Raw genomic sequence first — 22604 nt, forward strand, 5'->3', positions numbered from 1 at the left:
TACTGGCACACCTGTTCGAAGAAAGGGTGATGACGATGACGGACCGCAGCAACGAGCAGGTCGACCCGCGCGGCGCGATCAAGGACCCCGACGAGTGGGTCACCGGCGACGAGCCGCCCACGGCGGCGCAGGAGTCCTACCTGAAGACCCTCGCGCGGGAGGCCGACGAGGACCTCCCGGACGACCTCACCAAGGCCGAGGCGTCCAAGCGGATCGACGAGCTCCAGGCCGAGACCGGCCGGGGCCGGTAGACCTCCCCCGCCCCCGCGATCCTGCGCTCCCTGTCGGTCCGCGCCGTACCGGCCGGTCTGTAGCGGGCGCACGACCGCGGGGGCGGTCAGGGGCGCGGGAGGCGGTGCAGGCGCACGCTGGTGAGGCGGGCTCCGGTGATCTCGGCTTCCAGGTACGTGGCGTGCGGCTGGGAGCGGCGGTCGGTGGGTGAGCCGGGGTTGAGCAGGCGCAGACCGCCCGGCGCCTCGGTGTCCCACGGGATGTGCGAGTGCCCGAAAACGAGCAAATCGACGTCGGGGAAACGCGCGGCGCACCGCTTCTCGCGGCCGGTACGCGGCCCGGTCTCGTGCACCACGGCCACCCGCAGGCCGTCGAGGTCCACCCGGGCAACCTCGGGCAGCCGGGCGCGCAGCGCCGGACCGTCGTTGTTGCCGTACACCCCGACCAGCCGCCGCGAGCGCGCGAGCATCGCGTCGAGCAGCGCCTCGTCGACCCAGTCGCCGGCGTGCACCACCACGTCCGCGGCCTCGATGGCCGTCCAGAGCGGCGCGGGCAGGTCCCGCGCCCGCTTCGGTACGTGCGTGTCCGCCGTGAGCACCAACCGCATCACACCATTCTCCCCACCCCGCCCACCATCCCCGCCCCCGCCCCACCTGGTCGGCGGGGACGGGCGCGGGTCAGGGCCGTACCGGGCTGAAGTGCGCCGGGGGCATGCCGAGCCCGCGCGCCACCGGGTCCCGCTCGACGTCGGTCAGCACACCCGCCGCGTTGATCAGGCCGATGTGCGAGAACGCCTGAGGAAAGTTGCCGAGCTGCTCCCCGGTCAGCGGATCGATCTGCTCGGCGAACAGGCCGAGGTCGTTGACCCGCCCCGCCACCACTACGAACAGCTCGTGCGCCCGCTCCCGTTCACCGGCCAGCGCCAGGCAGCACACCAGCCAGAACGAGCAGATGAGGAACCCGGCCGGGTCGCCGTCCCAGCGCCGCAGCAGGCCGTCGTGCGACAACCCCCGCTCCACGGCGCGGATCGTCGCGCGCATCCGCGGGTCGTCGGCCCGCAGGAAACCCACGAGCGGCATCACCAGCACCGAGGCGTCCAGCTCGTCGGACCCGAACATCCCGGTGTACGACTGGAGCCGGTCGCTCCACCCCCGCTCGAGCACCTCCGCGCGCACCTCGTCGCGGGCTGCCGCCCAACGGGCCACGTCCGGCGGCTCGCCGAGCCGGTCACCGAAGCGGACCGCCCGGTCCAGGGCCACCCAGCACTGCACCTTCGAGGACACGTGGTGGTGTTCGACGCCACGCTCCTCCCACATCCCCGCGTCGGGCAGCTTCCAGTCACGTACGGCCTGGTCGGCGAGCACCCGCAGGACGTGCCGCACCTCCGGGCCCAGCGGGTCCAGTTTGTCGCGCATCAACCAGGCGGCGTCCATCGCCTCGCCGAAGATGTCGGTCTGCCGCTGCTGCCAGGCGTCGTTGCCGATCATCACCGGCGGACTGTCGCGGTAGCCGCCGAGCTGGTCCAGGCGATGCTCGGTGAGGTCCCGCTCCCCGAGCACCCCGTACATGATGGGCACCGGTTCGTCGTCGACCCGGCCCATCGCCCGACCCAACCAGGCGAACTGCCGCTGCACCTCGTCCATGCACGCGGATCGCCACAGCGCCCGCAGCGTGAGACTGAAGTCGCGTACCCAGACGTAGCGGTAGTCGTAGTTGCGGTCCCCGCCGAGTTCCTCGGGCAGCGATGTGGTCACCGAGGCCACGACCGCTCCGCTCGGCCCGTACGTCATGCCCTGCACCACGAGCCGGCTGCGCCGTACCTCTTCGGCGTAGAGGCCCTGGTAGTCGTGCTGGTCCGCCCAGGACCGCCAGCCGGCGACGGTGTCGGCGATGGCCTGGTCGGCGTCCGGCACCTCGGGCAGGGGCGAGTCGTAGGTCGGGGCGTACCCGAGGGAGAAGTTGTGCGTCGTGTCGGCGCGGGCGGTGAACGACGCGGCGGCCTCGCCGTCGCCGCACCCCAGCCGCAGGTCGCCGCGCAGCGTGAGCCGGGCGGCGCCGGCGATGGCCTCCAGCATGTCGTCGCGCTCGACCAGGTACGCGTTGGTGCGCCCGTACTCGAAGCGGGGCCGGTAGAGCACCCGCATCGGCACGGCACCGGACAGCCCCCGCACGCTGCGGACGAGGACCTGCGGCGAGTGCACTCCGATCTCGTGACCCCGCGCTCCGGGTTCGAAGGCGAGCGCGTCGGTCAGCGCGACGTCGCCCTGCGCGGTGTGGAACACGGTCCGCAGCACCAGGGTGTCGTCGAGGTAGTCGCGTTCGACGGTGAAGTCGACCTCCGGGTGGATCGCCCAGTGCCCGGCGCCGTCGTCGAGCAGGCGGCCGAACACCGACGGGGCGTCGAACCGGCCCGGGCACCACCAGTTGATCGAGCCCGAGGAGTCCACGAGCGCCGCGCTGCGCCCGTCGGCGAGGAACCCGTAGTCACTGATCTGTCCGCTCTCCACCCGACTGGCTACCCGGGCGGCCCGCGCGCATTCCCCCGGCCGGAACGGCACTCGACGGTGCGGTCCGCGTTACCGCTCGGCGTGGGTGGGAACCCGGGGAGCTGACCGAGGGAGGATGCTCATGACGTCAGCTTCGGGGCCGGCCGCCGCCTGGCGGCCCGGCACACAGGGTGGCGACCTGTTTCCATCCGGACCGGCCGGTCGCCTGTCGTCGCCGGCCGGTGACGGGGACGGGCCGCAGACCGGCCCACCGACCGTCACGATCGGCTCGTATCCGGACTATCCGTCCGCGCAGCGGGTGGTGGACCATCTCGCCGACAACCGCTTCCCGGTGGAGCACAGCGCCATCATCGGCACCAACCTCACCCTGGTGGAGACGGTGCTGGGGCGGATGACCACCGGGCGGGCGGCTCTGCTCGGCGCCGGCACCGGTGCCTGGTTCGGGCTGTTCATCGGCCTGTTGTTCGGCATCTTCACGGTCGGCAACTGGCTGGCGGTGATCCTGGTCGGGCTGGTCATCGGCGCGATCTGGGGTGCCGTGTTCGGCGCGGTCGCGCACGCGATGACGGGTGGGCGGCGGGACTTCACCTCCGCCAGTTCCCTGCGTGCCGGCCAGTACGCGGTGACCGTCGACGCGCAGCTCGCCGACCAGGCCCGTCAACTGCTGGGTCGGCTGGGGATGGGCAACCGCCCCGCCAACGCCTGACCACGCACGGTCCGACCGGCCGTCCCGGCTGCACGCCGGGGCGGCCGTCAGCCGTGGTACGCCAGTTCGCCGGCCCGCAGGGGCACGTCCACGCGGTTCTCGGGCGGCGCGAGCGGGCAGGCCCAGCGGTCGTCGTACGCGCAGCTCGGGTTGTACAGGTAGTTGGCGTCGAGGCGTACCCGGTCGCCGGGCAGCAGCTCGACGCCCCGGCCGAAGGTGCCCTTCACGGTGTCGGTGAGGTAGCGCCCACCGCCGTAGGACTCGGAACCGCAGGTGGCGTCGCGCAGCGGCACGAACAACCCGCCCCCGTACGCCTCGATCCACCAGAGGGTCAGCGGCCCCCAGGGCGTCTCGGCCACCGCGATCCGCCGGTACGCGACGACGCCGTCCGGGCCGCCGGTGTCGATCCGCAGTTCCCCGCTGGCCGGTCGCAGTGGCGCCTGCACCACGGCGTCGGGGTTGGGCGGGTAGTAGCGCACGCCGGAGAAGGCGGCACGCTCCGCGGCGGGGATGGGGCTCTGCGGGTGGGTGGCGAAGAGGTCGTCGCGGCCGGCGCGGAAGCCGGCCAGGTCGACGTCGGAGAGGTAGAGCCGGGCCACCCGCTCCCGCCAGTCGGCCAGTTCCAGATCGTCCACGCCCGGAGCCTATGCCGGCCAGTTGCTCAGGACGGCGTCGAGGGCGTCCAGGGTGCGGGTCCACGAGTCGTCGGCGCTGCGCGGGGTGTGCCGGAACCCGCCGGTCCTCTCCAGGCTCACGAACCCGTGGAACGTGCTGTGCATCATCCGTACCGCGTCGGTCTGGTCCGGCTCGGCCAGCCGGTAGCCGCGCAGGATGGCCCGGGTCATCTCGGCGTGGCGGATGCCGGCGCTGGCGGCCGCCGTCTCCGGGTCGAGGTCGATCTGCATGGCCGCGTACCGGCCGGGGTGCTCCTTGGCGTAGGCGCGGTACGCGGTGGCGAAGGCCACCAGGGCGTCCTTGCCGGCGCGACCGGCCAGCGCCGAGGCGACCCGGTCGGCGAGCTCGGCCAGCGCCAGCAGGGCCACCCGCACCCGCAGGTCGTGGCCGTTACGGATGTGGAAGTACAGGCTCGCGTCCTTGACACCGAAGTGGCGGGCGAGCGCGGCGACCGTGACGTTCTCCATGCCGATCTCGTCGGCCAGTTCCGCCGCGGCCAGGGTCAGCCGCTCGGCGGTCACCCCCGCACGTGCCATCCGCCACACCCTTCTAGTTTTCTGCCTAGGGATACTAGGCTACTACCTATGTTGGCCCCTACCGAGTCTGCCATCCGCGCGTCCTTCGTCAACACCACCCAGGGCGAGGCGAAGCGACTGGCCGTACCCAACGACCTCGACCTCCGCCCCTGGGACGACCTCGACTTCCTCGGCTGGCGGGACGCCGCCGCACCGCAGCGGGCCTACCTGGTGACCGAGACCGACCACGGACTGGTCGGGGTGGCGCTGCGCGTCGCACCGCAGCAGACCGGGCGGGTCCGGCGCAGCATGTGCTCGCTCTGCCTGACCACGCACACCGGCGACGGTGTCTCGCTGATGACCGCCCGCAAGGCCGGACCCGAGGGGCGGCAGGGCAACTCCGTGGGCGCGTACATCTGCTCCGACCTGGCCTGCTCGCTCTACCTGCGGGGCAGGAAGCACGCCGGGCCGCGCATCCACGAGACCCTCACCCTGGCGGAGAAGGTCGAGCGCACCAGGAGCCACGTCACGGCGTTCCTGGGCAAGATCACCGAGTGACCGACCCGGTCAACGGTCGGTGGCCAGGCGGGCGTGCAGGTGCTCGTCGTAGCGGCGGCCGTCGCCGTACTGGTACGACTCGCGCAGCGTGCCCTCGGCGGCGTAGCCGGCCCGCTCGGCCACCCGGCAGGACGCCGGGTTCGCCACCGCGTGACACAGCTCCACGCGGTGCAGCCGCAGGTCGGTGAACGCCCACTCGGTGAGCCGGACGACGGCGCGTACCGCCACTCCGCGTCCGCGCGCCGACGGCATCGTCCAGTAGCCGATCGAGGCGTCGCCGTGGTGGATGTGGTGCAGGGACACCGAGCCCAGCAGCTCACCGCCGTCCGCCGCGGTCACCGCCATCGAGGCGTGGTCACCGGCGGACCAGTCGGCCCGGCGGCGCACCCAGAGCAGGGCGTACCCGTCGTCGACCGGGCCGCCGGACTGCGGGTTCCACTGGGCGACGTCCGGGTCGCGCAGGGCGGCCCGGACGGCGGGGGCGTCCGCGTCCCGCCAGGGGCGCAGCAGCAGGTCGGCGGCGGCGAGCTCCACGTGTTCCACGAGGGCGGAGTCTGGCACATCGCCGGCGCCGCCCGCCGCCCGATTACCGGCGCACTCCTTCAAATCTGCAAGAAGCCGCCTCGTCGGTGGCCCGGACGTGATGCAGACGACGTCAGCGAGCACTAGTTAAATTTTTAAATAGTGCTACCGTCATGTCGTGACCGAGAGCCTGGACAGCACCCGAGAGGCGGCCTGGCGCGCCTACATCGAGGCCAGCCAGCGCCTCTACACCCAGTTGGAGGAGGACCTGCGGGCCGACAGCGGCCTGACCTTCGCCGACTACCACGTGCTGGTCGTGCTCTCCGAGGCGCCCGGCCAGCGGCTGCGAATGGGCGAGCTGGCCAGCCGACTGATCTTCTCGCCGAGCCGCCTGACGTACCAGATCTCCTCCATGCAGCGCCGAGGTCTGGTGAGCAAGGAACCCTGCCCGGACGACCGACGCGGCAGCGAGGCGGTCCTCACCGCCGCCGGGCTGCTCACCCTGTCCGAGGCCGCACCCCACCATCTGGCGTCGGTGCGCACCCACCTGATGGACGACCTCGACGACGACGAGGTCGCCTGCCTCACCCGGGTCTTCGGCCGGCTCGGCGACCGCCTGCGGGCGGCCTGCCCCGCGCCGACCACCCACGCCACCAGTTAGGAGCCCCGCCATGCCCGCGATCAGCGTGGACGACGTCCTCGTCCTGCCCCGCCTCCCCCGCCTCGACGAGACCACCAGATTCCGTCCGGTCCGCACGGTCACCACGGCGCCCAGCGGGTTCGAGGGCGAGGGCTTCCCCGTCCGGCGGGCCTTCGCCGGTGTCTCGACCGCCGACCTGGACCCGTTCATCCACCTCGACCAGATGGGCGAGGTGGACTACGCGCCGGGCGAGCCGAAGGGCACCCCCTGGCACCCGCACCGTGGCTTCGAGACGGTCACGTACATCATCGACGGCGTCTTCGACCACCAGGACTCGCAGGGCGGCGGCGGCACCATCACCGACGGGGACACCCAGTGGATGACAGCCGGCAGTGGCCTGCTGCACATCGAGGCCCCGCCGGAGCACCTGGTGACGAGCGGCGGCCTGTTCCACGGCACCCAGCTCTGGGTCAACCTGCCCCGCTCGGCCAAGATGAACCCGCCCCGCTACCAGGACATCCGGGGTCGCGAGTCGGCGCTGCTCACCACGCCGGACGGCGGCGCGCTGGTCCGGGTCATCGCCGGTGAGGTCGCCGGGCACCGCGGCCCGGGGTCGACCTTCACCCCGATCACCATCACCCACGTCACCGTCCAGCCGGGCGCACAGGTCGACCTGCCCTGGCAGCCGGAGTTCAACGCCCTGGTCTACGTGCTCGGCGGGCGCGGCACCGTCGGCACCGACCGTCGGCCGGTGCGTACCGGCCAGCTCGCGGTGCACGGCCCCGGCGACGCGCTGCGGTTCGGCGCGGACACCGGGCAGGACGGCAACACCCCGACGCTGGACCTCTACATCATGGGCGGCCAGCCGATCCGGGAGCCCGTGGCGCAGTACGGCCCGTTCGTGATGAACACCCGGGACGAGCTGCTCCAGGCGTTCGAGGACTTCAGGGCCGGTCGGCTCGGCGTGATCCCCGCCGGGCGACTGCCGCACACCGGTGGTCAGGGCGCACGGCCCTGACCCTCGTGACCGGCTGAGATCGGCGCCGGCGCCCCACGCGTCACCGGGGCGCCGGCGCCGATCTCAGGAGACCGCGAATATCCCGGCGACACCAAGAATCACCATCAGCAACACCGCCACCAGCGCACCCCGTTCGCTCTCCACCGCCGGCTCGCGGTACTCGGTCACGGGATTCGTCGTCTCGCGGGGCATAGTGCGGCCTCCTCGGCTGCTGTCACGTCGTCGTCGATGGCGTCGGCCAGGTCACCTGCGTGCCCGGCTGGCGTGCGAACCCGCGTCGCGGGTCCTACCGTGAGGACGTTGTCGACCTCCGGGGGGCTGGACGGTGCCGTTGCAGGACTGGTTCCTCACCGCGCGGGAACGGGCCAACCCGGCCTCTGGGTTACCCGTCTGGACCAACGGAAACCTCGCCGAGCCATTGATTCACGGCGCGGCGTACTTCGACCGCCTGGTCGAGGAGGTGCAGGCGCTGACCGCCGGCGACCACCTGTTCTTCACCGACTGGCGGGGTGACCCGGACCAGCGGCTACGACCGGACGGCCCGACAGTCGCCCAGCTCTTCGCCCAGGCCGCGCAGCGTGGGGTGGTGGTCAAGGGGCTGATCTGGCGCTCACACCTGGACATGCTGGCCTACAGCGAGGCGGAGAACCGCAACCTCAGCGAGGCCATCTCCGCGGCCGGCGGCGAGGTGCTGCTCGACCAGCGGGTCCGCCGCGGCGGCTCGCACCACCAGAAGCTCGTCGTGCTGCGCCACCCGGACGCGCCGGAGCGGGACATCGCGTTCGCCGGTGGGATCGACCTGTGCCACAGCCGCCGGGACGACGCCGCCCACCACGGCGACCCGCAGCCGGTGCAGATGTCTCCCCGGTACGGCGAACGCCCGCCCTGGCACGACGTGCAGCTCGCGGTGCGGGGCCCGGTGGTCGGCGCCCTGGACACCCTGTTCCGGGAACGCTGGACCGACCCGATGCCACTGGACTCGGAGAACCCGATGGCGTATCTGCGGGACCGGCTGCGGGGCACGGACCTCACGCCCGACCCGCTGCCCGAGCAGCCCGCCGACCCGCCCGCCTGCGGGCCGCACCAGATCCAGGTGTTGCGCACGTACCCCGCCGTCCGGCCCCGCTACTCCTTCGCGCCCGACGGGGAGCGGACCGTCGCCCGGGGCTACACCAAGGCGGTCCGCCGGGCACGGCGGCTCATCTACCTGGAGGACCAGTACCTCTGGTCGACCGAGGTGGCGGACCTGTTCGCGCGGGCGCTGCGGGACAACCCCGAGCTGCACCTGGTCGCCGTGGTGCCCCGACACCCGGACGTGGACGGCAGGTTGGCGTTGCCGCCGAACATGGTCGGCCGCGAGCAGGCGCTGTCGCTGTGCCAGCGGGCCGCCCCGGACCGGGTGCACGTGTTCGACGTGGAGAACCACGCCGGTGACCCGGTCTACGTGCACGCCAAGGTCTGCGTGATCGACGACGTCTGGGCGAGCGTCGGCAGCGACAACTTCAACCGCCGGTCCTGGACGCACGACAGCGAGCTGTCCTGCGCGGTGCTCGACGACACCCGCGACGAGCGGGAGCCCACCGACCCGGCCGGGCGGGGCGACGGGGCGCGCGTCTTCGCCCGGGACCTGCGGCTGCGGCTCTGGCGCGAGCACCTGGACCGCGACCCGGACGGCCGTGACGACGCCGACCTGCTCGACCCGGCCGACGCCGTCGCGGCGATCACGGCCGCCGCCGACGCCCTGCAACAGTGGTACGACGACGGCCAGGTGGGTGAACGCCCGCCCGGCCGGCTGCGCCCGCACCGCCCCGAGCGGCTGCCGTGGTACACGCGCGCCTGGGCGCTGCCGGTGTACCGGTTGGTCTACGACCCGGACGGCAGGCCGCTGCGGGCCAGGCTGGCCGGCACCTGGTGAACCGGGCGGGCCGGCTCCGGCATGCCGGCCGAGCCAGGGTGCACGGTCAGCCCTCCGGGGTACGCGAACGAGGAGCGCGGGGAGAAGTAGCCGAAGCCGATGGTCAGCGGGTTGGCCGGTCGTAGCGCGTACAGCGGGTGCCCGGGCTGGAGGAACTCCACCGACTCGATCTCGAACGGCGCGACCGGCTCGGCCACGAACGGGTAGACCGCGCTCAGGAGTTGACCGTCGCGCCGGGTGAAGTAGCGGTGGTGCCCGCTGCTGATCACGTGCCCGGTCTCCCCCACCCGGCACCGGGCCCGGATCAGCGGCACACCGTCGATCTCGGTCTCGGAGCACAGCTCCTCGCCGTCGACCTCGATGCGGGTGCGGCCGGCGGACGTCGGGGCGCCACGGGCGGTGGCGTACTCGCGGACGCGCCGGCTGGAGGCCACGTAGTGCGTCCACCAGCCGCCCGGGTTGAGCCCTCCGGGGGCGTCCACCCCGGTCAGCGAGACGCCGAGGTAGGTCAGCGAGTACGCGCCGAAGCCGGAGGTCTGTGTCTCGTCGTCGACGACGTACTGGTTGAGGAACACCTGGCGGTCGGGGCGTGGGCACAGCCCCACCGGCACCACGGCGGCGACCGCGTCCGGATCCGCCGGCAGCCAGCTGAAGTAGAGGGTGCGGCTGTTCACGACGAGCTGGGGAGCGGCTGGATCGAGCATGGTGCCTCCGAACCGGGTGTGTACACGCGACGCTACGGCCGGTCCCACCGGCGGGACAACGACGGATAGACGACACTCCTGCCCTGATGTCGGATTTCATGTTGACCGCTCGGTGGGCGGGGTCGGCCGATCGGCTCGGCGTCGGTGGGCGACCGGGTGGCCGTGAACGGGTAAGAGACCTCACACTCCGCAGAACTTCCGCCCGATTTGAGTTATTCATGAGCGAAAATCACATAAGTACATCAGCCTTTCGGCTAGATTTCGGCGAGACGATCAGGCTAAGGTGAGTCCCGAACGGCTCATACGAAGCTAAACCAAAAAGCGTCACGTCTTTTGTCCGCGGACGAGGTGCAGGGAGGACCACCCATGACCGCGCCAACGATCACCGAGCAGCCGAGCACCGCTGCCCGGAGCACCACCAAGCTGGACCCGCGCGCGCTCACCGACAGCGCCGCCGACCTGCTCAACGCCATGGCGGCACTGCCGGCCAACCACCCGTCGCGCGCCGCGCTGCGCGACCGGGCGATCGAGGCCTGGCTGCCCCTGGCCAACCACCTGGCCCACCGCTACAGCGGCCGGGGCGAGCCGACCGACGACCTGGCCCAGACCGCCGCCGTCGGCCTCATCAAGGCCATCGACAAGTTCGACCCGACGCGCGGCGTCGACTTCGCCGGGTACGCCATCCCCACCATCATCGGTGAGCTCAAGCGGCACTTCCGCGACCGCACCTGGGACATCCGGGTGCCCCGCCGCCTCCAGGAGCTGCGGCTGGCCATCTCGGACGCCAACAGCTCGCTCCTGCAGACCCTCGGCCGCTCGCCGACGGTCGCCGACATCGCCGCCCACCTCAAGCTCACCGAGGAAGAGGTCCTGGAGGGCCTGGAGGGCGCCCGCGCGTACAACGCGGTGTCGCTGTCCACCCCGACCGGGGACGGCGACCGGGCGACCGAGCTGGGCGACATGCTCGGCGGCGAGGACAACGAGTTCGAGCTGGCCGAGCTGCGGGTGGCCCTCGGCCCCGCGCTGGCCACCCTCGACGAGCGTGAGCAGAAGATCCTCACCCTGCGGTTCTACGGCAACCTGACCCAGTCGCAGATCGCCGACCAGATCGGTGTCTCGCAGATGCACGTCTCCCGGCTGCTCGCCCGGGCGCTGACCAAGCTGCGCGGCCAGCTGGACGGCACGTACTAGAACTCCGGACGGAGCGGGGCCGGGTCCACATGGACCCGGCCCCGCTCCGCGTGTCACGCCGACGTGACAGTACGTGTCAGCTGACGACCGGCTCGCGCCACATCGGCCAGAACGGCGTTCCGTCGGGCACCCGGAACGGCTCCCCGGCCCGGTAACCGTGCTTCGCGTACAGGTCCCGGCTGCGCGGGCTGCTCGCCTCCAGGTACGCCGGCATCGCGTTCGCGTCCAGCCACGCGTGGTGGTGCTCCAGCAGCGCGGTGCCCAGCCCGTGCCCCTGACGATCCGGCTGCGTCGCCAGGAACGCCAGGTGGTGGTGGTCGGTGTGCGGGTGGTTCGCCGCGAACAGCTCGTCGAGATGGCGGAACCGGTCGGTCCACTCCCCGCACGCGGCGGCGAGCCGGGCGTCGTAGTCCGCCGGCGGCGGTGGCTGCTCGCCGACCGACGGGAACCACACCGCGACCGAGGCCCGGTCGGCGGTGGCGTACACAGTGCCGTGCCGCATCGCGTGCTCGACCAGGATCTCGAAGTTCCCGGCCAGGACGGCCTCGCGCTTGCTGGCGTCGGGTACCAGCCAGGACGTCACCTCCAGGGCGGTGAACGCCTCGGCGATCCGCCCGGCCACCAGCGCCGTGTCCTCCGGTCCGAGCCGGTCGATGCGCGCGCTCACCTGGTCACCTCCACTCTTGCCGGCGCGTCCGCCTTCACGGCGGCGGCGGCGCTCGCCGCGCCGAGCCCGATCCGGGCGTACGTGTCCGGGCGGCTGCCACGCAGCACCAGCGCCCAGATCACGCCAAGCGCGGCGGCCACCGGGTACGCGGCCGGCAACGCCCAGCGCAGGGTGGAGTCCGGCGCGACGCCGAGCAGGTCCGCGAAGTTCGACACCGCCAGCCAGATGATCACCAGGAGGGCGATGGTGGCCAGACCGGGGGCGACGGCCCGCCGCCAGACGTTCTCACCGGCGCCGCCGGAACGGGCGAAGTAGGCGATCACCGCCACCGAGGTGGTGGCGATCAGCAGGAGCACGCCGAAGCCGCCGGTGGTGCCGACCCAGAAGAACAGCTGCACCACCGGGTCCCAGCCGTTCGCCGCGTACAGCAGGATGACCAGCAGGCCGAGGACGCTCTGCGCCAGCGAGGCGGCCCGCGGCGCGCCGGAACGCGGCGAGGTCTGCCCGAACACCGCCGGCAGCACCCGCTCGCGGCCCAGGGCGAACGCGTAGCGCGCCGTGGTGTTGTGGAACGAGATCATCGCGGCCAGCACCGACGTCAGGAAGAGCGCCTGGCCGATGGTGACCGCGGTGTCACCGAGCTGCGCGGCAGCCAGGTTGAAGATCAGCCCGACGCTCTGCTCGCCGGCCTCGGCGACGATCCGGTCCGGTCCGACGGCGACCGTCATCGTCCAGGACGACAGCGCGTACAGCCCGGCGATGATCGCCACCGACAGGTAGGTGGCGATCGGCACGGTCCGCTTCGGGTCCTTGCTCTCCTCGCTGAAGACCACCGCGGACTCGAAGCCCACGAACCCGAGGATCGCCAGCACCAGCACCGCGCCCACCCCCGGCACGAAGAGGTTGTCCGGCGACAGGGCGGCGAAGCTGACCTGACCGTCGGCCGGGTTGCCGAGCTGACCGAGGTCGAAGACGAGGATCACCACGATCTCGGCGACCAGCAGCGCGGCCAGCACGAGGCCGTTGATGTCGACGCGGAGCAGGCCGAGCAGACCGACGAGCGCCCACGCCACCAGGGCCACGATCGACCAGTGCGGGTGGCCGCCGAAGATCCGGTCGAGCACCGGCTCGGCGGCGACGCCGATGGTGCCGTACAGCCCGACCTGCAGCGCGTTGTACGCGAGGAGCGCCACCCAGGCGGCGCCCACACCGGCCGGCCGGCCGAGGCCACGGGAGATGTAGGCGTAGAAGGCGCCGGCGTTCTCCACCCGGCGCGACATCGCCACGTAGCCGACCGAGAACAGGCCGAGCACCGCGGCGATCACCAGGAAGGCCAGCGGGATGCCGGTCACCCCGATGACGCCGTAGCCGGTGGTGACCACACCCGCGACCACGGTCAGCGGCGCGGCGGCCGAGAGCACGAAGAAGATGACCGCGGGGACGCCGAGGCGGCCCCGCGCGAGGGCTTCGGAGACGTTGCTGGGTCGGTCGACTGTCGATGTCGGGGGCATACGACTACTCCGGTTGTCGAGGGGAGGGACAGGGGGTTACCGGGTGGGTCAGGGAAAGCCGCGCAGCACGGCGGCGCCGACGGCGGCCTCGGTGTGCCCGACGAGTTCCTTCAGGGGTGCCGGCAGCGCGGGGACGAGGACGTTCAGCCGGTGGTGGGCGCGAGGGCTGGCGCTCCACAGCACCTCGCGGCTCAGCCCGGCCGCCACGACCAGTCCGAGCAGCAGCGCGTCCGGCACGCTCGGTGGGTCCGGTCGGTCCAGCAGGGCCCGCAGCCGGGTGGCCGGCCAGGCCACCGCGTTGAGGTCGATCGGCAGGTAGCTGACGGACGTACGCAGCAGCCGGCGGCTCTCCTGGCGGCGGAGCACCCCGGCGCGGGCCAGCCGCTCCCCCACCGAGGTCGTCGCGCTCTGCGACAGGAAGCTGAGCCAGGTGCTCACGGCCTGGTGCTGGGACTCGCCCAGCAACTGGTCCAGGACGGTGTGCGCCAGCGCGTCCGCCGGGGGACGCCGGTCCACGACGCTGATCTGCCCACCGGCGACCATGATGTGTCCATAGAGGATCAGTTCACCGAGAAGGCCCGCGGCCAACCCGAGACCGGTGGCCGCCGGGTGCAGTTTGGCCTTGCCACGACTGTCGTTGTGGGCGATCAGGAAGAACTCGTCGGCGATGAGCAAACGGTCCTCCCGGAAGGGTGTATGTCCACAGTGATCGCAACCGGGAAAGGATGCACCGAGCGCTACTGCAATGCAACTCCCAGATTTGAAAGTTGCACTCCGTGCAGGCGCGACCTGCGAATCTCGTCATGTCAGACTCGGACGGTGACCGCCACCCCCGCCATCCGACCCGCCGCCAGCCCGACCGTGCGCCGTCGACGCATCGCCCGCGAGCTTCGCCAGCTTCGCGAACGCGCAGGGATGACCCTCGATGTGGCGGCCCGACAGCTCGACATGTCCAAGAGCAACCTCTCCCGGATCGAGACCGCCCAGATCGGCATCAAGCCCCGTGACGTCCGCGCGGCCCTGGCCCTCTACCAGGTGACCGGCGCGGACGCCGAGGCGCTGATCGAGATCGCCCGCAGCGCCCAGCAGCGCGGCTGGTGGCAGAACTACAGCGACGTGCTGCCCGAGTGGTTCGAGTTCTACGTGGGACTGGAGGCCGAGGCGGCGGCGCTGCGCACGTACGAGGCCGAGTCGGTGCCCGGACTCCTGCAGACCGAGGCGTACGCGCGGGAGATCTACCGGCGCACCGCCGGCGAGGACGGCCTGGAGCGCAAGGTGGCCGCCCGGCTGCACCGGCAGGAGGTGCTGCGCCGCGACGACCCCGTCCACCTGTCGGTCGTGCTCAACGAGGCGGTCCTGCTGCGTCCGGTCGGCGGGACCGCCGTGATGGCCGAACAGGTGGCCCACATGAGTCGAATCGCTCAACTACCCAACGTGACAATCCAGGTACTTCCGTTCGCTGCCGGCGGGCACCCGGCGATGAGCACCCCGTACGTGATCCTCAACTTCGCCGACGCCGCCGACGCGTCCGTGGTTTACCTGGATAACCTCACGATGGGACTGGCTCTGGAGGATGCCGATCAAGTGCTCGGGTATAGCCTTCTGCACGAGGAGCTGTGCCGGATGGCGCTCGATCCGACGGCGTCGTTGACCCGTCTGGGAGCAGGCTTCTCGTAACTTTGCGTGACCGCGTCTGCGGCACGCCGACGCAGACGAGAGGCACCGCGGATGACGGCGTTCGACCGGACCGGGGCGGACTGGCGCACCAGCACGCGCAGCAGTGGCAACGGCAACTGCGTGGAGGTCGCGACAGTCGACGGTCAGGTCGCCGTCCGGGACAGCAAGGACCGCTCCGGTCCGGTCCTCGCCTTCGCGGCGCCGGCCTGGCGGAGCTTCGTGCGGGGCGTCGGCGGCGTCCGCCACCGGTGAGACCCGGCGGCCGGTGCGAGACTGGGCCGTGCTCTCCGACGTAACCCTCGACCTGCCGGTCCGTCCGGTGCTGCCGGCGCTGGTCGCGGCACTAGACGCGGCCGGCGCCGGTGTGCTGGTGGCCCCGCCCGGCACCGGCAAGACCACCCTGGCGCCGCTGGCCGTGGCCGACCGGGTGACCGGTCGGGTGGTGATCGCGCAACCGCGTCGGGTGGCGGCCCGCGCCGCCGCCCGGCGGATGGCCGACCTGCTCGGCGAGAAGGTCGGCGAACGGGTCGGCTACGCGGTGCGCGGCGAGCGCCGGGTCGGCCCGTCCACCCGCGTCGAGGTGGTCACCACCGGCCTGCTCGTCCGCCGCCTGCACCAGGATCCGGAGCTGCCCGGCACGGGTGCCGTGCTGCTCGACGAGTGCCACGAGCGGCACCTCGACGCGGACCTGGCGCTGGCGTTCACTGTCGAGGCGCGGGCCACCCTCCGGCCGGACCTGTGGTTGCTGGCGATGTCCGCCACCCCGGACACCGACCGCTTCGCCGCACTGCTCGGCGGCACCGCCCCCGCCCCGGTCGTACGGGCCGAGTCGGCGCTGCACCCGGTACGGCGGATCTGGGCGCCACCGCCCCGGCCGGTCGCGCCGGCCGGAGCGGGGCCGGTCGACCGGGCGCTGCTCGACCACGTGGCGGCCACCGTCCGGCGGGCGCTGCGCGAGCACGACGGCGACGTGCTGGTCTTCCTGCCCGGCGCGGGCGAGATCGCGGCCGTCGGCGGCCGGCTCGCCGACCTGCGGGACACCGTCGCGATCCTGCCCCTGCACGGGCGTCAGCGCGGCAGTGAACAGGACACCGCCCTGCGCCCCGCCGACCGGCGACGCGTCGTGCTGGCCACCGCCCTGGCCGAGACCAGCCTGACCGTGCCCGGCGTACGCGTCGTGGTGGACGCCGGGCTGTCCCGGGTGCCCCGCGTCGACCTGGCCCGGGGGTTGGGCGCGCTGGTGACCGTGCCGGTCTCCCGGGCCGCCGCCACCCAGCGGGCCGGCCGGGCCGGCCGGGAGGCCCCCGGATGCGTCTACCGGTGCTGGTCGGCGGCGACCCACGAACGGCTGCCCGCCCGCGCCGAGCCGGAGATCGCCACCGCCGACCTGACCGGCTTCGCGCTGGAGCTGGCCGCCTGGGGTCAGCCGGACGGCGTCGGGCTGGCGCTGCCCGACGCGCCGCCGGCCGCGGCGCTGACGGTGGCCCGGGAAACCCTGGTCACCCTGGGCGCGGTGCACGCCGACGGCCGGATCACCGCGCGCGGACGGACGATCGCCGCCGCCGGCGCGCACCCCCGGCTGGCACGGGCGCTGCTCGACGGCGCGGGCCGGGCCGGCGCGGACCGCGCCGCCGAGGTGGTGGCCCTGCTCTCCGAGGAGAGCGCGGCCGGGCCCGGCGACGACCTGGTCGCCGGCTGGCGGCGGCTGCGCGCCGGCACCGACCCGGGAGCGACCGCCCGCTGGCGCACCGAGGTACGACGGCTGCGCGCCGCACTGCCCGTCGACTCCCCGGCGGAGGGCCGGGCCGGTGCGCGTGGCCCGGAGACCGCCGGACGGGCCGGGCTGACCGATGATCTCGCCGCGGGGCTGCTGGTCGGTCTGGCGTACCCGGAACGGCTGGCGCGGGTGCGGCGACCGGGCGGCTCGGCGTACCTCATGGCCGGCGGAACCGCCGCGCAGCTGGCCGCCGGGTCGGCGCTGGTCGGCTCCGACTGGCTGGCGGTCGCCGTCGCGGACCGCAGCCCCGGGGCGCCGTCGGCGCGGATCCGCCGGGCCACGCCGGTGGACGAGGCGACCGCCCGGGAGGCGGCCGGTCCGCTGCTGTCCACCCGGCGGGAGGTGGGCTGGTCCGACGGGGACGTGGTGGCCCGGGAGGTGACCCGGCTGGGCGCGATCGAACTGCTCCAACGCCGGATCGACCGCCCGGAACGCGCCGAGGTGACCGAGGCGCTGCTGACCGGGCTGCGCCAGGAGGGGGTGGCCCTGCTGTCCTGGACGCCGGCGGCCCGGGCCCTGCGCGAGCGGCTGGCGTTCAGCCGGCACCACCTCGGCGCCGAGTGGCCGGACGTCGGCGACGAGGCGCTGCTCGACGCCGCGCCCACCTGGCTCGGCCCGGAACTGGCCACCGCCCGACGGCGCGCGGACCTGGCCCGGGTGGACGTGGCCTCGGCGCTGCGCCGGCTGCTGCCGTGGCGGCAGGCGGCCCGGCTGGACGAGCTGGCACCCGAACGGATCGAGGTGCCCAGCGGCTCACGGGTCCGGGTCGACTACACCGACCCGGCGGCGCCGGTGCTCGCGGTGAAACTCCAGGAGACGTTCGGCTGGCCGGCGGCCCCGCGCATCGCCGACGGTCGGGTGCCGGTGCTGCTGCACCTGCTCTCCCCCGCCGGACGGCCGGTCGCGGTCACCGCCGACCTGGCCTCGTTCTGGCGCACCGGCTACCCGCAGGTGCGCTCGGAGCTGCGCGGACGCTACCCCCGGCACCCGTGGCCGCAGGACCCGGGGACGGCGACGCCGACCCGCCGGGTCACACCGCGCCGGCGCTGAGCGGGCCTGTCACTCCTGCACCACGTCGGCCACCACGACCGTGACGTTGTCCGGTGCGCCGGCGTGCAGCGCCAGGTCGATGAGCTTGGCCACGCAGGCGGTCCGGTCCGGATGGCCGGCGAGCACCTCGGCGAGCGTGTCCGGGCGGACCACGTTGGAGAGGCCGTCGCTGCACAGCAGCCACCGGTCACCGGCGCGGGGCACCATCGTGGCGTACGACGGGGAGACCTCCTCGCCCTGCAACGCCTGGGTGACGACGGCCCGACGCGGATGACTGCTGGCCTGCTCCGCGGTGATCACGCCCTGGTCCACCAGCATCTGGACGAAGGTGTCGTCCCGGGTGACCTGCTTGAGCACGCCCTCGCGGAACAGGTACGCCCGCGAGTCGCCGATGTGGGCCAGGGCCAGGCAGCTGCCGGTACGGGCGAAGAGCAGGGCGGTCAGCGTGGTGCCCATGCCCTGACGTTCGGGGTCCTCGGCGACCGCCTGCCGGATCCGCGCGGTGGCCACGGCGATGCCGCCCTGGAGCGCGGCCACCAGGGCGTCCTCGGGCGTCTCCACGTCGAGCGGGGCGACCGCGTCGATGGTGAGCGCGCTGGCGAGGTCGCCGGCGGCCATTCCGCCCATGCCGTCGGCGACGGCGACGAGCCAGGTGCCGGCGTGCAGGGCGTCCTGGTTTCCGCTGCGGATCAGCCCACGGTCGCTCGTTCCCACGGAACGCAGCTTCAGGGTCATGGGAGGCAGCCTGCCAGGCGAAGGGCGCAGTTGTCTCTAGGAGATCAGGACGGCGGCGCGTGGCGCGGTCAATCTCACGTCTCGGCGTCGGCTCCTCACTGCGCTGGCGCCCCTGTTGCGCGGCAAAACCCATCCAGTCAGATCAATTGACACGGTGGATCGCCACTGGAAACATCGAGCTGATAACTGGGAGCGCTCCCAGAATTCGCCTCCACCACCGTCCCACCCCCGGTCCCGGAAGGACTCCCCGTGACGACTCCCCGACGCCGCCTCCTGCTGGCCGCGGCGACCGCCCTCGCCCTCACCGGCGCGGGCGCCGGCGCGGCCCACGCCGACCCACCACCGGACGCCCCCGAACAGATCGACAACGGCGACTTCAGCGCCGGCGTCAGCCCCTGGTTCTCCTTCGGCACCGGCGCGCTCGCCGTCACCGACGGGCGGCTCTGCACCACGGTCGCGGGCGGGCTGGCCAACCCGTGGGACGCCGGCATCGGCCAGGACGGCGTACCGCTGATCGCCGGCGCCGAGTACACCCTCGGCTTCGCCGTCTCCGCCACCCCCGGCGCGGCGGTCAAGGCCGTGCTCCAGCTCGGCAGCGCCCCGTACACCACGTACGCCGCCGTGGACGCCACCGCCACCGGCACCGCCCAGCGCGTCGAACAGACCTTCACCGTCCCGGACGACAACCCGAACGCCCAACTGATCTTCCAGGTCGGCGGCTCCCCCGAGACGCAGACCATCTGCCTGGACGACGTCTCGCTGCGCGGCGGCGAGCCGCCCGAGCCATACGTGCCGGACACCGGGCCGCGGGTCCGCGTCAACCAGGTCGGCTACCTGCCCGGCGGGCCGAAGAACGCCACAGTGGTCACCGACGCCACCGAGCCGCTGCCCTGGCAGCTGCGATCCGGCGCCGGCGCCGTCGTGGCGAGCGGCACCACCACCGCACGCGGCGTCGACGCCGCCTCCGGGCAGAACGTGCAGACCGTCGACTTCTCCACCTACCGCACCCCCGGGACCGGGCTGACGCTCACCGTGGACGGGGAGACGAGCCGCCCGTTCGACATCTCCGGCACGCTCTACGACCAGCTCCGCTCGGACTCGTTGCAGTTCTTCTACGCCCAGCGCAGCGGCATCGCCATCGACGGTGACCTGATCGGCGACGAGTACGCGCGCCCGGCCGGTCACCTCGGTGTGGCGCCCAACAAGGGCGACACCAACGTGCCCTGCCAGCCGGGTGTCTGCGACTACTCGCTGGACGTGCGCGGCGGCTGGTACGACGCCGGCGACCACGGCAAGTACGTCGTCAACGGCGGCATCGCCACCTACCAGCTGTTGAACACCTTCGAGCGGACCAAGACGGCCGCCACCGCCGACGGCGGCGCCCGGCTGGCCGACAGCACGCTGCGGGTTCCCGAGCGCGGCAACGCCGTGCCGGACATCCTCGACGAGGCCCGCTGGGAGCTGGAGTTCCTGCTGCGCATGCAGGTACCGGCCGGCAAGCCGCTCGCCGGCATGGTCCACCACAAGATCCACGACCAGAACTGGACCGGGCTTCCGCTCGCCCCGCAGGACGACCCGCAGCCGCGTGAGCTGCACCCGCCGTCCACCGCCGCCACCCTCAACCTGGCCGCCACCGCCGCCCAGTGCGCGCGACTCTTCGCGCCGTACGACGCGGCGTTCGCCGGCCGCTGCGCCACCGCCGCGAAGACGGCCTACGCGGCGGCCAAGGCCCACCCCGCGGTGTACGCCAGCCCCACCGACGGCACCGGCGGCGGCGCGTACGACGACACGAACGTCACCGACGAGTTCTACTGGGCGGCGGTCGAGCTGTACCTCACCACCGGGGCGCAGACCTACCTGTCCGACCTGACCGCCTCGCCGCACCACACCGGCGACGTGTTCGACGCCCGTGGCTTCGGCTGGCAGAGCGTCGCCGCGCTGGGCCGTCTCGACCTGGCCACCGTGCCGAACGGGCTGCCCGCCGCCGAGCTGACCCGGATCCGCTCCTCGGTCACCACCGCCGCCGACGCGTACCTCGCCGAGCTGCGCCGCCAGGCGTACGGGCTGCCGATGCCCGGTGACACCAACAGCTACTTCTGGGGCGGCAACAGCAACATCATCAACAACGCCGTGGTGCTGGCGACGGCGTTCGACCTGACCCGCAACCCCGCCTACCGCGACGGCGCGGTGCAGGCGATGGACTACATCTTCGGCCGCAACGCCCTGAACATCTCCTACGTCACCGGCTGGGGCGAGCACGCGGCGCAGAACCAGCACAGCCGCATCTTCGGCCACCAGCTCGACCCGGGCATGCCCCGCCCGCCGGACGGTTCGATGGCCGGTGGCGCGAACGCGGCCCTGCAGGACCCGTTCGTGGCGCAGCTGCTGACCGGCTGCGCGCCCCAGTTCTGCTACGTCGACGACATCAACTCGTACTCGACGAACGAGGTGGCGATCAACTGGAACTCGGCGCTGGCGTGGATCGCCTCGTTCCTGGCCGACCAGGGTGACGCCGGCGCGGTGCCGGCCACCACCTGCTCGGTGCACTACAGCAACTACGGCACCTGGCAGGGCGGCACCGGGTTCACCGGGCAGCTGACCATCCGCAACACCGGCGCCACGGCGGTCAACGGCTGGAGCGTGCGCTTCGCGTTCACCGGCGACCAGCGGGTCCGCGAGGCCTGGCTGGCGAAGGTCACCCAGTCCGGCGCGACGGTGACCGCGCGCAACGAGTCGCACAACGCCAGGATCGCTCCCGGCGGCACTGTGACGTTCGGCTTCAACGCGACGACGGCCGGCGGCGCCAACCCCGATCCGGGGCTGGTCACGGTCAACGGAGCGGCCTGCTCGCTGAGCTGACCCTCCATCCTGGTGGCCGCCCCCCACGGGCGGCCACCAGGATGCGCTCGCCCCGGCCGGCGGGTGGCTACCGTGGTGGCCGGTCGCTGTGGAGCTGATGACGTGAACGGATCACCGGGCAGCCACAAACCCGCTTGGCGCACCGCACCGGATCAACCAGTGTGTGAGCCGTGGATGGCGATGGACCGACCGAGGCGCAGCGACGGGTGTGGGCGCGGCTGCCGGCCGGGACGCGGGCCGCACTGGCCGGCCTGTCCGGTGCGGACCTGCGTACCCTGCTGCTGGGCGTGGCCCAGGACCGCGCGGCCGCCGTACGCCCACCCGACGTGGTGCGCCGCTGGCGTGAGGATCGCTTCGTGCGCCCGGCCCACGCCGACCCACGTGACCTCGCGCGGGTGGAGGCCCGCATGTGGCAGCTGCTGCCGGCCGACGTCTCCGGCGTGGAGCTGTCGCCTGTCGTACCGGTGGGCACCTGCTCGGCGGTCGCGCCGGTCAGCCAGAACCGGATCGTCACCACCATGCGTGCCAGCGAGGTACTGAGCGATCCCACGAACGCCCTCGCCGTCGAGGCGGCCGTACGCCGCCGCCGGGGCGGCGAGGTGCACCTCGCCGCCGCCCACCGGGCGCTGCGGGCACAGGACTTCGGCACCGGCGCCCCGGCGCACTTCCGGCTCTTCTGCCTGGTGTCCAGCGCGCGGGACGCCGGCTCGGGCAGCACCGAGGCTCGACTGCTGGTGCGGCACCTGACCTACTGGCGGACCGTCCTGGCCGAGCTGGCCCCCACGGCCGCGCCACGGCTGCACGTCACGGCCCTCGACGACGGGATCGTCCGGGAGCGACTGGCCGACACCGTCCGACCGGCGCTCGGCGGGACCGTCGTGCCGCTCGTCGACGAGCCGGAGCGGGAGCGCGGTCGCGGTTACTACACGGGCTGTGCCCTGCGGATCAGCATCCTGGACGGCAGCCTGGAGATCGGCGACGGCGGCCTCACGGACTGGACCGCCCGGCTCAGCGGCGACGCGAAGGAACGCTGTCTCATCTCCTGCCTCGCCACCGAACGCCTCGTCGACCACATGCCCCGCTGAACCGGACCCGGCGACCTGAACGCCCGCCCGGAGCCGGGCAACGAGCGGTACCGGCGGCGGG

The 22604-nt window shown here is 73.0% G+C and carries 22 protein-coding genes and 1 pseudogene; 12 read left to right on the forward strand and 11 right to left on the reverse strand.

The window, feature by feature from the left end; all coding sequences use genetic code 11:
• The first annotated feature begins 35 nt into the window (after positions 1 to 35).
• Complete coding sequence (locus ABZS77_RS08685) at positions 36 to 251, forward strand: DUF3072 domain-containing protein (protein ID WP_354819351.1); 216 nt, start codon at positions 36 to 38, stop codon at positions 249 to 251.
• Positions 252 to 337: 86 nt separating this feature from the next.
• On the opposite strand, the gene ABZS77_RS08690 is transcribed toward ABZS77_RS08685, so the two are convergent.
• The gene (locus ABZS77_RS08690) at positions 338 to 838 is read right to left on the reverse strand and encodes a metallophosphoesterase (protein WP_354819354.1); all 501 of its coding nucleotides are present in this window, start codon (positions 836 to 838) and stop codon (positions 338 to 340) included.
• Between the two features lie 70 nt (positions 839 to 908).
• Positions 909 to 2738 (reverse strand): glycoside hydrolase family 15 protein, encoded by a 1830-nt coding sequence (locus ABZS77_RS08695; protein WP_354819357.1) that lies wholly within the window; start codon positions 2736 to 2738, stop codon positions 909 to 911.
• Positions 2739 to 2859: 121 nt separating this feature from the next.
• Here ABZS77_RS08695 and ABZS77_RS08700 point away from each other — a divergent pair, with 121 nt between their 5' ends.
• Positions 2860 to 3444 (forward strand): general stress protein, encoded by a 585-nt coding sequence (locus ABZS77_RS08700; RefSeq protein WP_354819360.1) that lies wholly within the window; start codon positions 2860 to 2862, stop codon positions 3442 to 3444.
• Between the two features lie 47 nt (positions 3445 to 3491).
• On the opposite strand, the gene ABZS77_RS08705 is transcribed toward ABZS77_RS08700, so the two are convergent.
• Complete coding sequence (locus tag ABZS77_RS08705) at positions 3492 to 4079, reverse strand: DUF1684 domain-containing protein (protein WP_354819363.1); 588 nt, start codon at positions 4077 to 4079, stop codon at positions 3492 to 3494.
• 9 nt (positions 4080 to 4088) lie between these two features.
• Positions 4089 to 4655, reverse strand: coding sequence for a WHG domain-containing protein (locus tag ABZS77_RS08710; RefSeq protein ID WP_354819366.1), 567 nt, complete (start codon positions 4653 to 4655; stop codon positions 4089 to 4091).
• A gap of 48 nt (positions 4656 to 4703) precedes the next feature.
• Here ABZS77_RS08710 and ABZS77_RS08715 point away from each other — a divergent pair, with 48 nt between their 5' ends.
• Positions 4704 to 5192, forward strand: coding sequence for an FBP domain-containing protein (locus ABZS77_RS08715; protein ID WP_354819369.1), 489 nt, complete (start codon positions 4704 to 4706; stop codon positions 5190 to 5192).
• Positions 5193 to 5201: 9 nt separating this feature from the next.
• Here ABZS77_RS08715 and ABZS77_RS08720 read toward each other — a convergent pair whose 3' ends face one another.
• Entirely contained in the window at positions 5202 to 5735 is a 534-nt protein-coding gene (locus ABZS77_RS08720) for a GNAT family N-acetyltransferase (RefSeq protein WP_354819372.1), read from the reverse strand.
• Positions 5736 to 5892: 157 nt separating this feature from the next.
• On the opposite strand from ABZS77_RS08720, the gene ABZS77_RS08725 reads away from it, so the two are divergent.
• Complete coding sequence (locus tag ABZS77_RS08725; RefSeq protein WP_354819375.1) at positions 5893 to 6375, forward strand: MarR family transcriptional regulator; 483 nt, start codon at positions 5893 to 5895, stop codon at positions 6373 to 6375.
• 10 nt (positions 6376 to 6385) lie between these two features.
• Entirely contained in the window at positions 6386 to 7372 is a 987-nt protein-coding gene (locus ABZS77_RS08730) for a pirin family protein (protein WP_354819378.1), read from the forward strand.
• 63 nt (positions 7373 to 7435) lie between these two features.
• Here the strand turns inward: ABZS77_RS08730 and ABZS77_RS08735 are convergent, their stop codons facing one another.
• A complete protein-coding gene (locus ABZS77_RS08735) occupies positions 7436 to 7564 on the reverse strand; it encodes a hypothetical protein (RefSeq protein WP_255787601.1) in 129 nt (42 codons plus the stop codon).
• 133 nt (positions 7565 to 7697) lie between these two features.
• Here ABZS77_RS08735 and ABZS77_RS08740 point away from each other — a divergent pair, with 133 nt between their 5' ends.
• Positions 7698 to 9287 carry a phospholipase D-like domain-containing protein gene (locus ABZS77_RS08740; RefSeq protein WP_354819381.1) on the forward strand — a complete coding sequence of 530 codons (1590 nt, stop codon included), beginning with the start codon at positions 7698 to 7700 and terminating at the stop codon, positions 9285 to 9287.
• On the opposite strand, the gene ABZS77_RS08745 is transcribed toward ABZS77_RS08740, so the two are convergent.
• A complete protein-coding gene (locus tag ABZS77_RS08745; protein WP_354819383.1) occupies positions 9236 to 9991 on the reverse strand; it encodes a hypothetical protein in 756 nt (251 codons plus the stop codon). The genes ABZS77_RS08740 and ABZS77_RS08745 overlap by 52 nt on opposite strands.
• Before the next feature lie 366 nt (positions 9992 to 10357).
• Here ABZS77_RS08745 and ABZS77_RS08750 point away from each other — a divergent pair, with 366 nt between their 5' ends.
• Positions 10358 to 11182: a SigB/SigF/SigG family RNA polymerase sigma factor gene (locus ABZS77_RS08750; protein WP_354819386.1), complete on the forward strand. Its 825-nt coding sequence runs from the start codon at positions 10358 to 10360 to the stop codon at positions 11180 to 11182.
• Positions 11183 to 11258: 76 nt separating this feature from the next.
• Here ABZS77_RS08750 and ABZS77_RS08755 read toward each other — a convergent pair whose 3' ends face one another.
• Genes ABZS77_RS08755 through ABZS77_RS08765 form a run of 3 tightly spaced genes read right to left on the reverse strand, consistent with a single transcriptional unit; the run spans position 11259 to position 14035 of the window.
• On the reverse strand, positions 11259 to 11849 hold the full coding sequence (locus ABZS77_RS08755; RefSeq protein ID WP_354819389.1) for a GNAT family N-acetyltransferase: 591 nt from the start codon (positions 11847 to 11849) through the stop codon (positions 11259 to 11261).
• The gene (locus tag ABZS77_RS08760; RefSeq protein WP_354819392.1) at positions 11846 to 13360 is read right to left on the reverse strand and encodes an APC family permease; all 1515 of its coding nucleotides are present in this window, start codon (positions 13358 to 13360) and stop codon (positions 11846 to 11848) included. The genes ABZS77_RS08755 and ABZS77_RS08760 overlap by 4 nt, the downstream gene beginning before the upstream one ends.
• 48 nt (positions 13361 to 13408) lie before the next feature.
• A complete protein-coding gene (locus ABZS77_RS08765) occupies positions 13409 to 14035 on the reverse strand; it encodes a GPP34 family phosphoprotein (RefSeq protein WP_354819395.1) in 627 nt (208 codons plus the stop codon).
• Positions 14036 to 14275: 240 nt separating this feature from the next.
• On the opposite strand from ABZS77_RS08765, the pseudogene ABZS77_RS08770 reads away from it, so the two are divergent.
• The 3 genes and pseudogenes from ABZS77_RS08770 to hrpB all read left to right on the forward strand — a co-directional run bounded on the left by ABZS77_RS08770 (position 14276) and on the right by hrpB (position 17864).
• Positions 14276 to 15047: pseudogene (locus ABZS77_RS08770) on the forward strand (helix-turn-helix transcriptional regulator).
• Positions 15048 to 15088: 41 nt separating this feature from the next.
• The gene (locus ABZS77_RS08775; protein WP_354819398.1) at positions 15089 to 15289 is read left to right on the forward strand and encodes a DUF397 domain-containing protein; all 201 of its coding nucleotides are present in this window, start codon (positions 15089 to 15091) and stop codon (positions 15287 to 15289) included.
• 28 nt (positions 15290 to 15317) lie between these two features.
• Positions 15318 to 17864, forward strand: a complete 2547-nt coding sequence (gene hrpB, locus ABZS77_RS08780) for an ATP-dependent helicase HrpB (protein ID WP_354819401.1) — start codon at positions 15318 to 15320, stop codon at positions 17862 to 17864.
• A gap of 9 nt (positions 17865 to 17873) precedes the next feature.
• Here hrpB and ABZS77_RS08785 read toward each other — a convergent pair whose 3' ends face one another.
• Positions 17874 to 18599 (reverse strand): protein phosphatase 2C domain-containing protein, encoded by a 726-nt coding sequence (locus ABZS77_RS08785; RefSeq protein ID WP_354819404.1) that lies wholly within the window; start codon positions 18597 to 18599, stop codon positions 17874 to 17876.
• 249 nt (positions 18600 to 18848) lie between these two features.
• Here ABZS77_RS08785 and ABZS77_RS08790 point away from each other — a divergent pair, with 249 nt between their 5' ends.
• Together ABZS77_RS08790 and ABZS77_RS08795 are read left to right on the forward strand one after the other, a co-directional pair.
• Positions 18849 to 21458, forward strand: a complete 2610-nt coding sequence (locus tag ABZS77_RS08790) for a glycoside hydrolase family 9 protein (RefSeq protein ID WP_354819407.1) — start codon at positions 18849 to 18851, stop codon at positions 21456 to 21458.
• A gap of 170 nt (positions 21459 to 21628) precedes the next feature.
• A complete protein-coding gene (locus ABZS77_RS08795; RefSeq protein WP_354819410.1) occupies positions 21629 to 22543 on the forward strand; it encodes a hypothetical protein in 915 nt (304 codons plus the stop codon).
• The last annotated feature ends 61 nt before the right edge of the window (positions 22544 to 22604 follow it).

Source organism: Micromonospora sp. NPDC005298 (genome assembly GCF_040607375.1).
GTDB lineage: Bacteria > Actinomycetota > Actinomycetes > Mycobacteriales > Micromonosporaceae > Micromonospora.

Coding starts and splice junctions, on each gene's coding strand:
- ABZS77_RS08685 (WP_354819351.1), top strand. CDS start 36: ATGACGGACCGCAGCAACGAGCAGGTCGACCCGCGCGGCGCGATCAAG.
- ABZS77_RS08690 (WP_354819354.1), bottom strand. CDS start 838: ATGCGGTTGGTGCTCACGGCGGACACGCACGTACCGAAGCGGGCGCGG.
- ABZS77_RS08700 (WP_354819360.1), top strand. CDS start 2,860: ATGACGTCAGCTTCGGGGCCGGCCGCCGCCTGGCGGCCCGGCACACAG.
- ABZS77_RS08710 (WP_354819366.1), bottom strand. CDS start 4,655: ATGGCACGTGCGGGGGTGACCGCCGAGCGGCTGACCCTGGCCGCGGCG.
- ABZS77_RS08715 (WP_354819369.1), top strand. CDS start 4,704: ATGTTGGCCCCTACCGAGTCTGCCATCCGCGCGTCCTTCGTCAACACC.
- ABZS77_RS08730 (WP_354819378.1), top strand. CDS start 6,386: ATGCCCGCGATCAGCGTGGACGACGTCCTCGTCCTGCCCCGCCTCCCC.
- ABZS77_RS08735 (WP_255787601.1), bottom strand. CDS start 7,564: ATGCCCCGCGAGACGACGAATCCCGTGACCGAGTACCGCGAGCCGGCG.
- ABZS77_RS08745 (WP_354819383.1), bottom strand. CDS start 9,991: ATGCTCGATCCAGCCGCTCCCCAGCTCGTCGTGAACAGCCGCACCCTC.
- ABZS77_RS08750 (WP_354819386.1), top strand. CDS start 10,358: ATGACCGCGCCAACGATCACCGAGCAGCCGAGCACCGCTGCCCGGAGC.
- ABZS77_RS08760 (WP_354819392.1), bottom strand. CDS start 13,360: ATGCCCCCGACATCGACAGTCGACCGACCCAGCAACGTCTCCGAAGCC.
- ABZS77_RS08775 (WP_354819398.1), top strand. CDS start 15,089: ATGACGGCGTTCGACCGGACCGGGGCGGACTGGCGCACCAGCACGCGC.
- ABZS77_RS08785 (WP_354819404.1), bottom strand. CDS start 18,599: ATGACCCTGAAGCTGCGTTCCGTGGGAACGAGCGACCGTGGGCTGATC.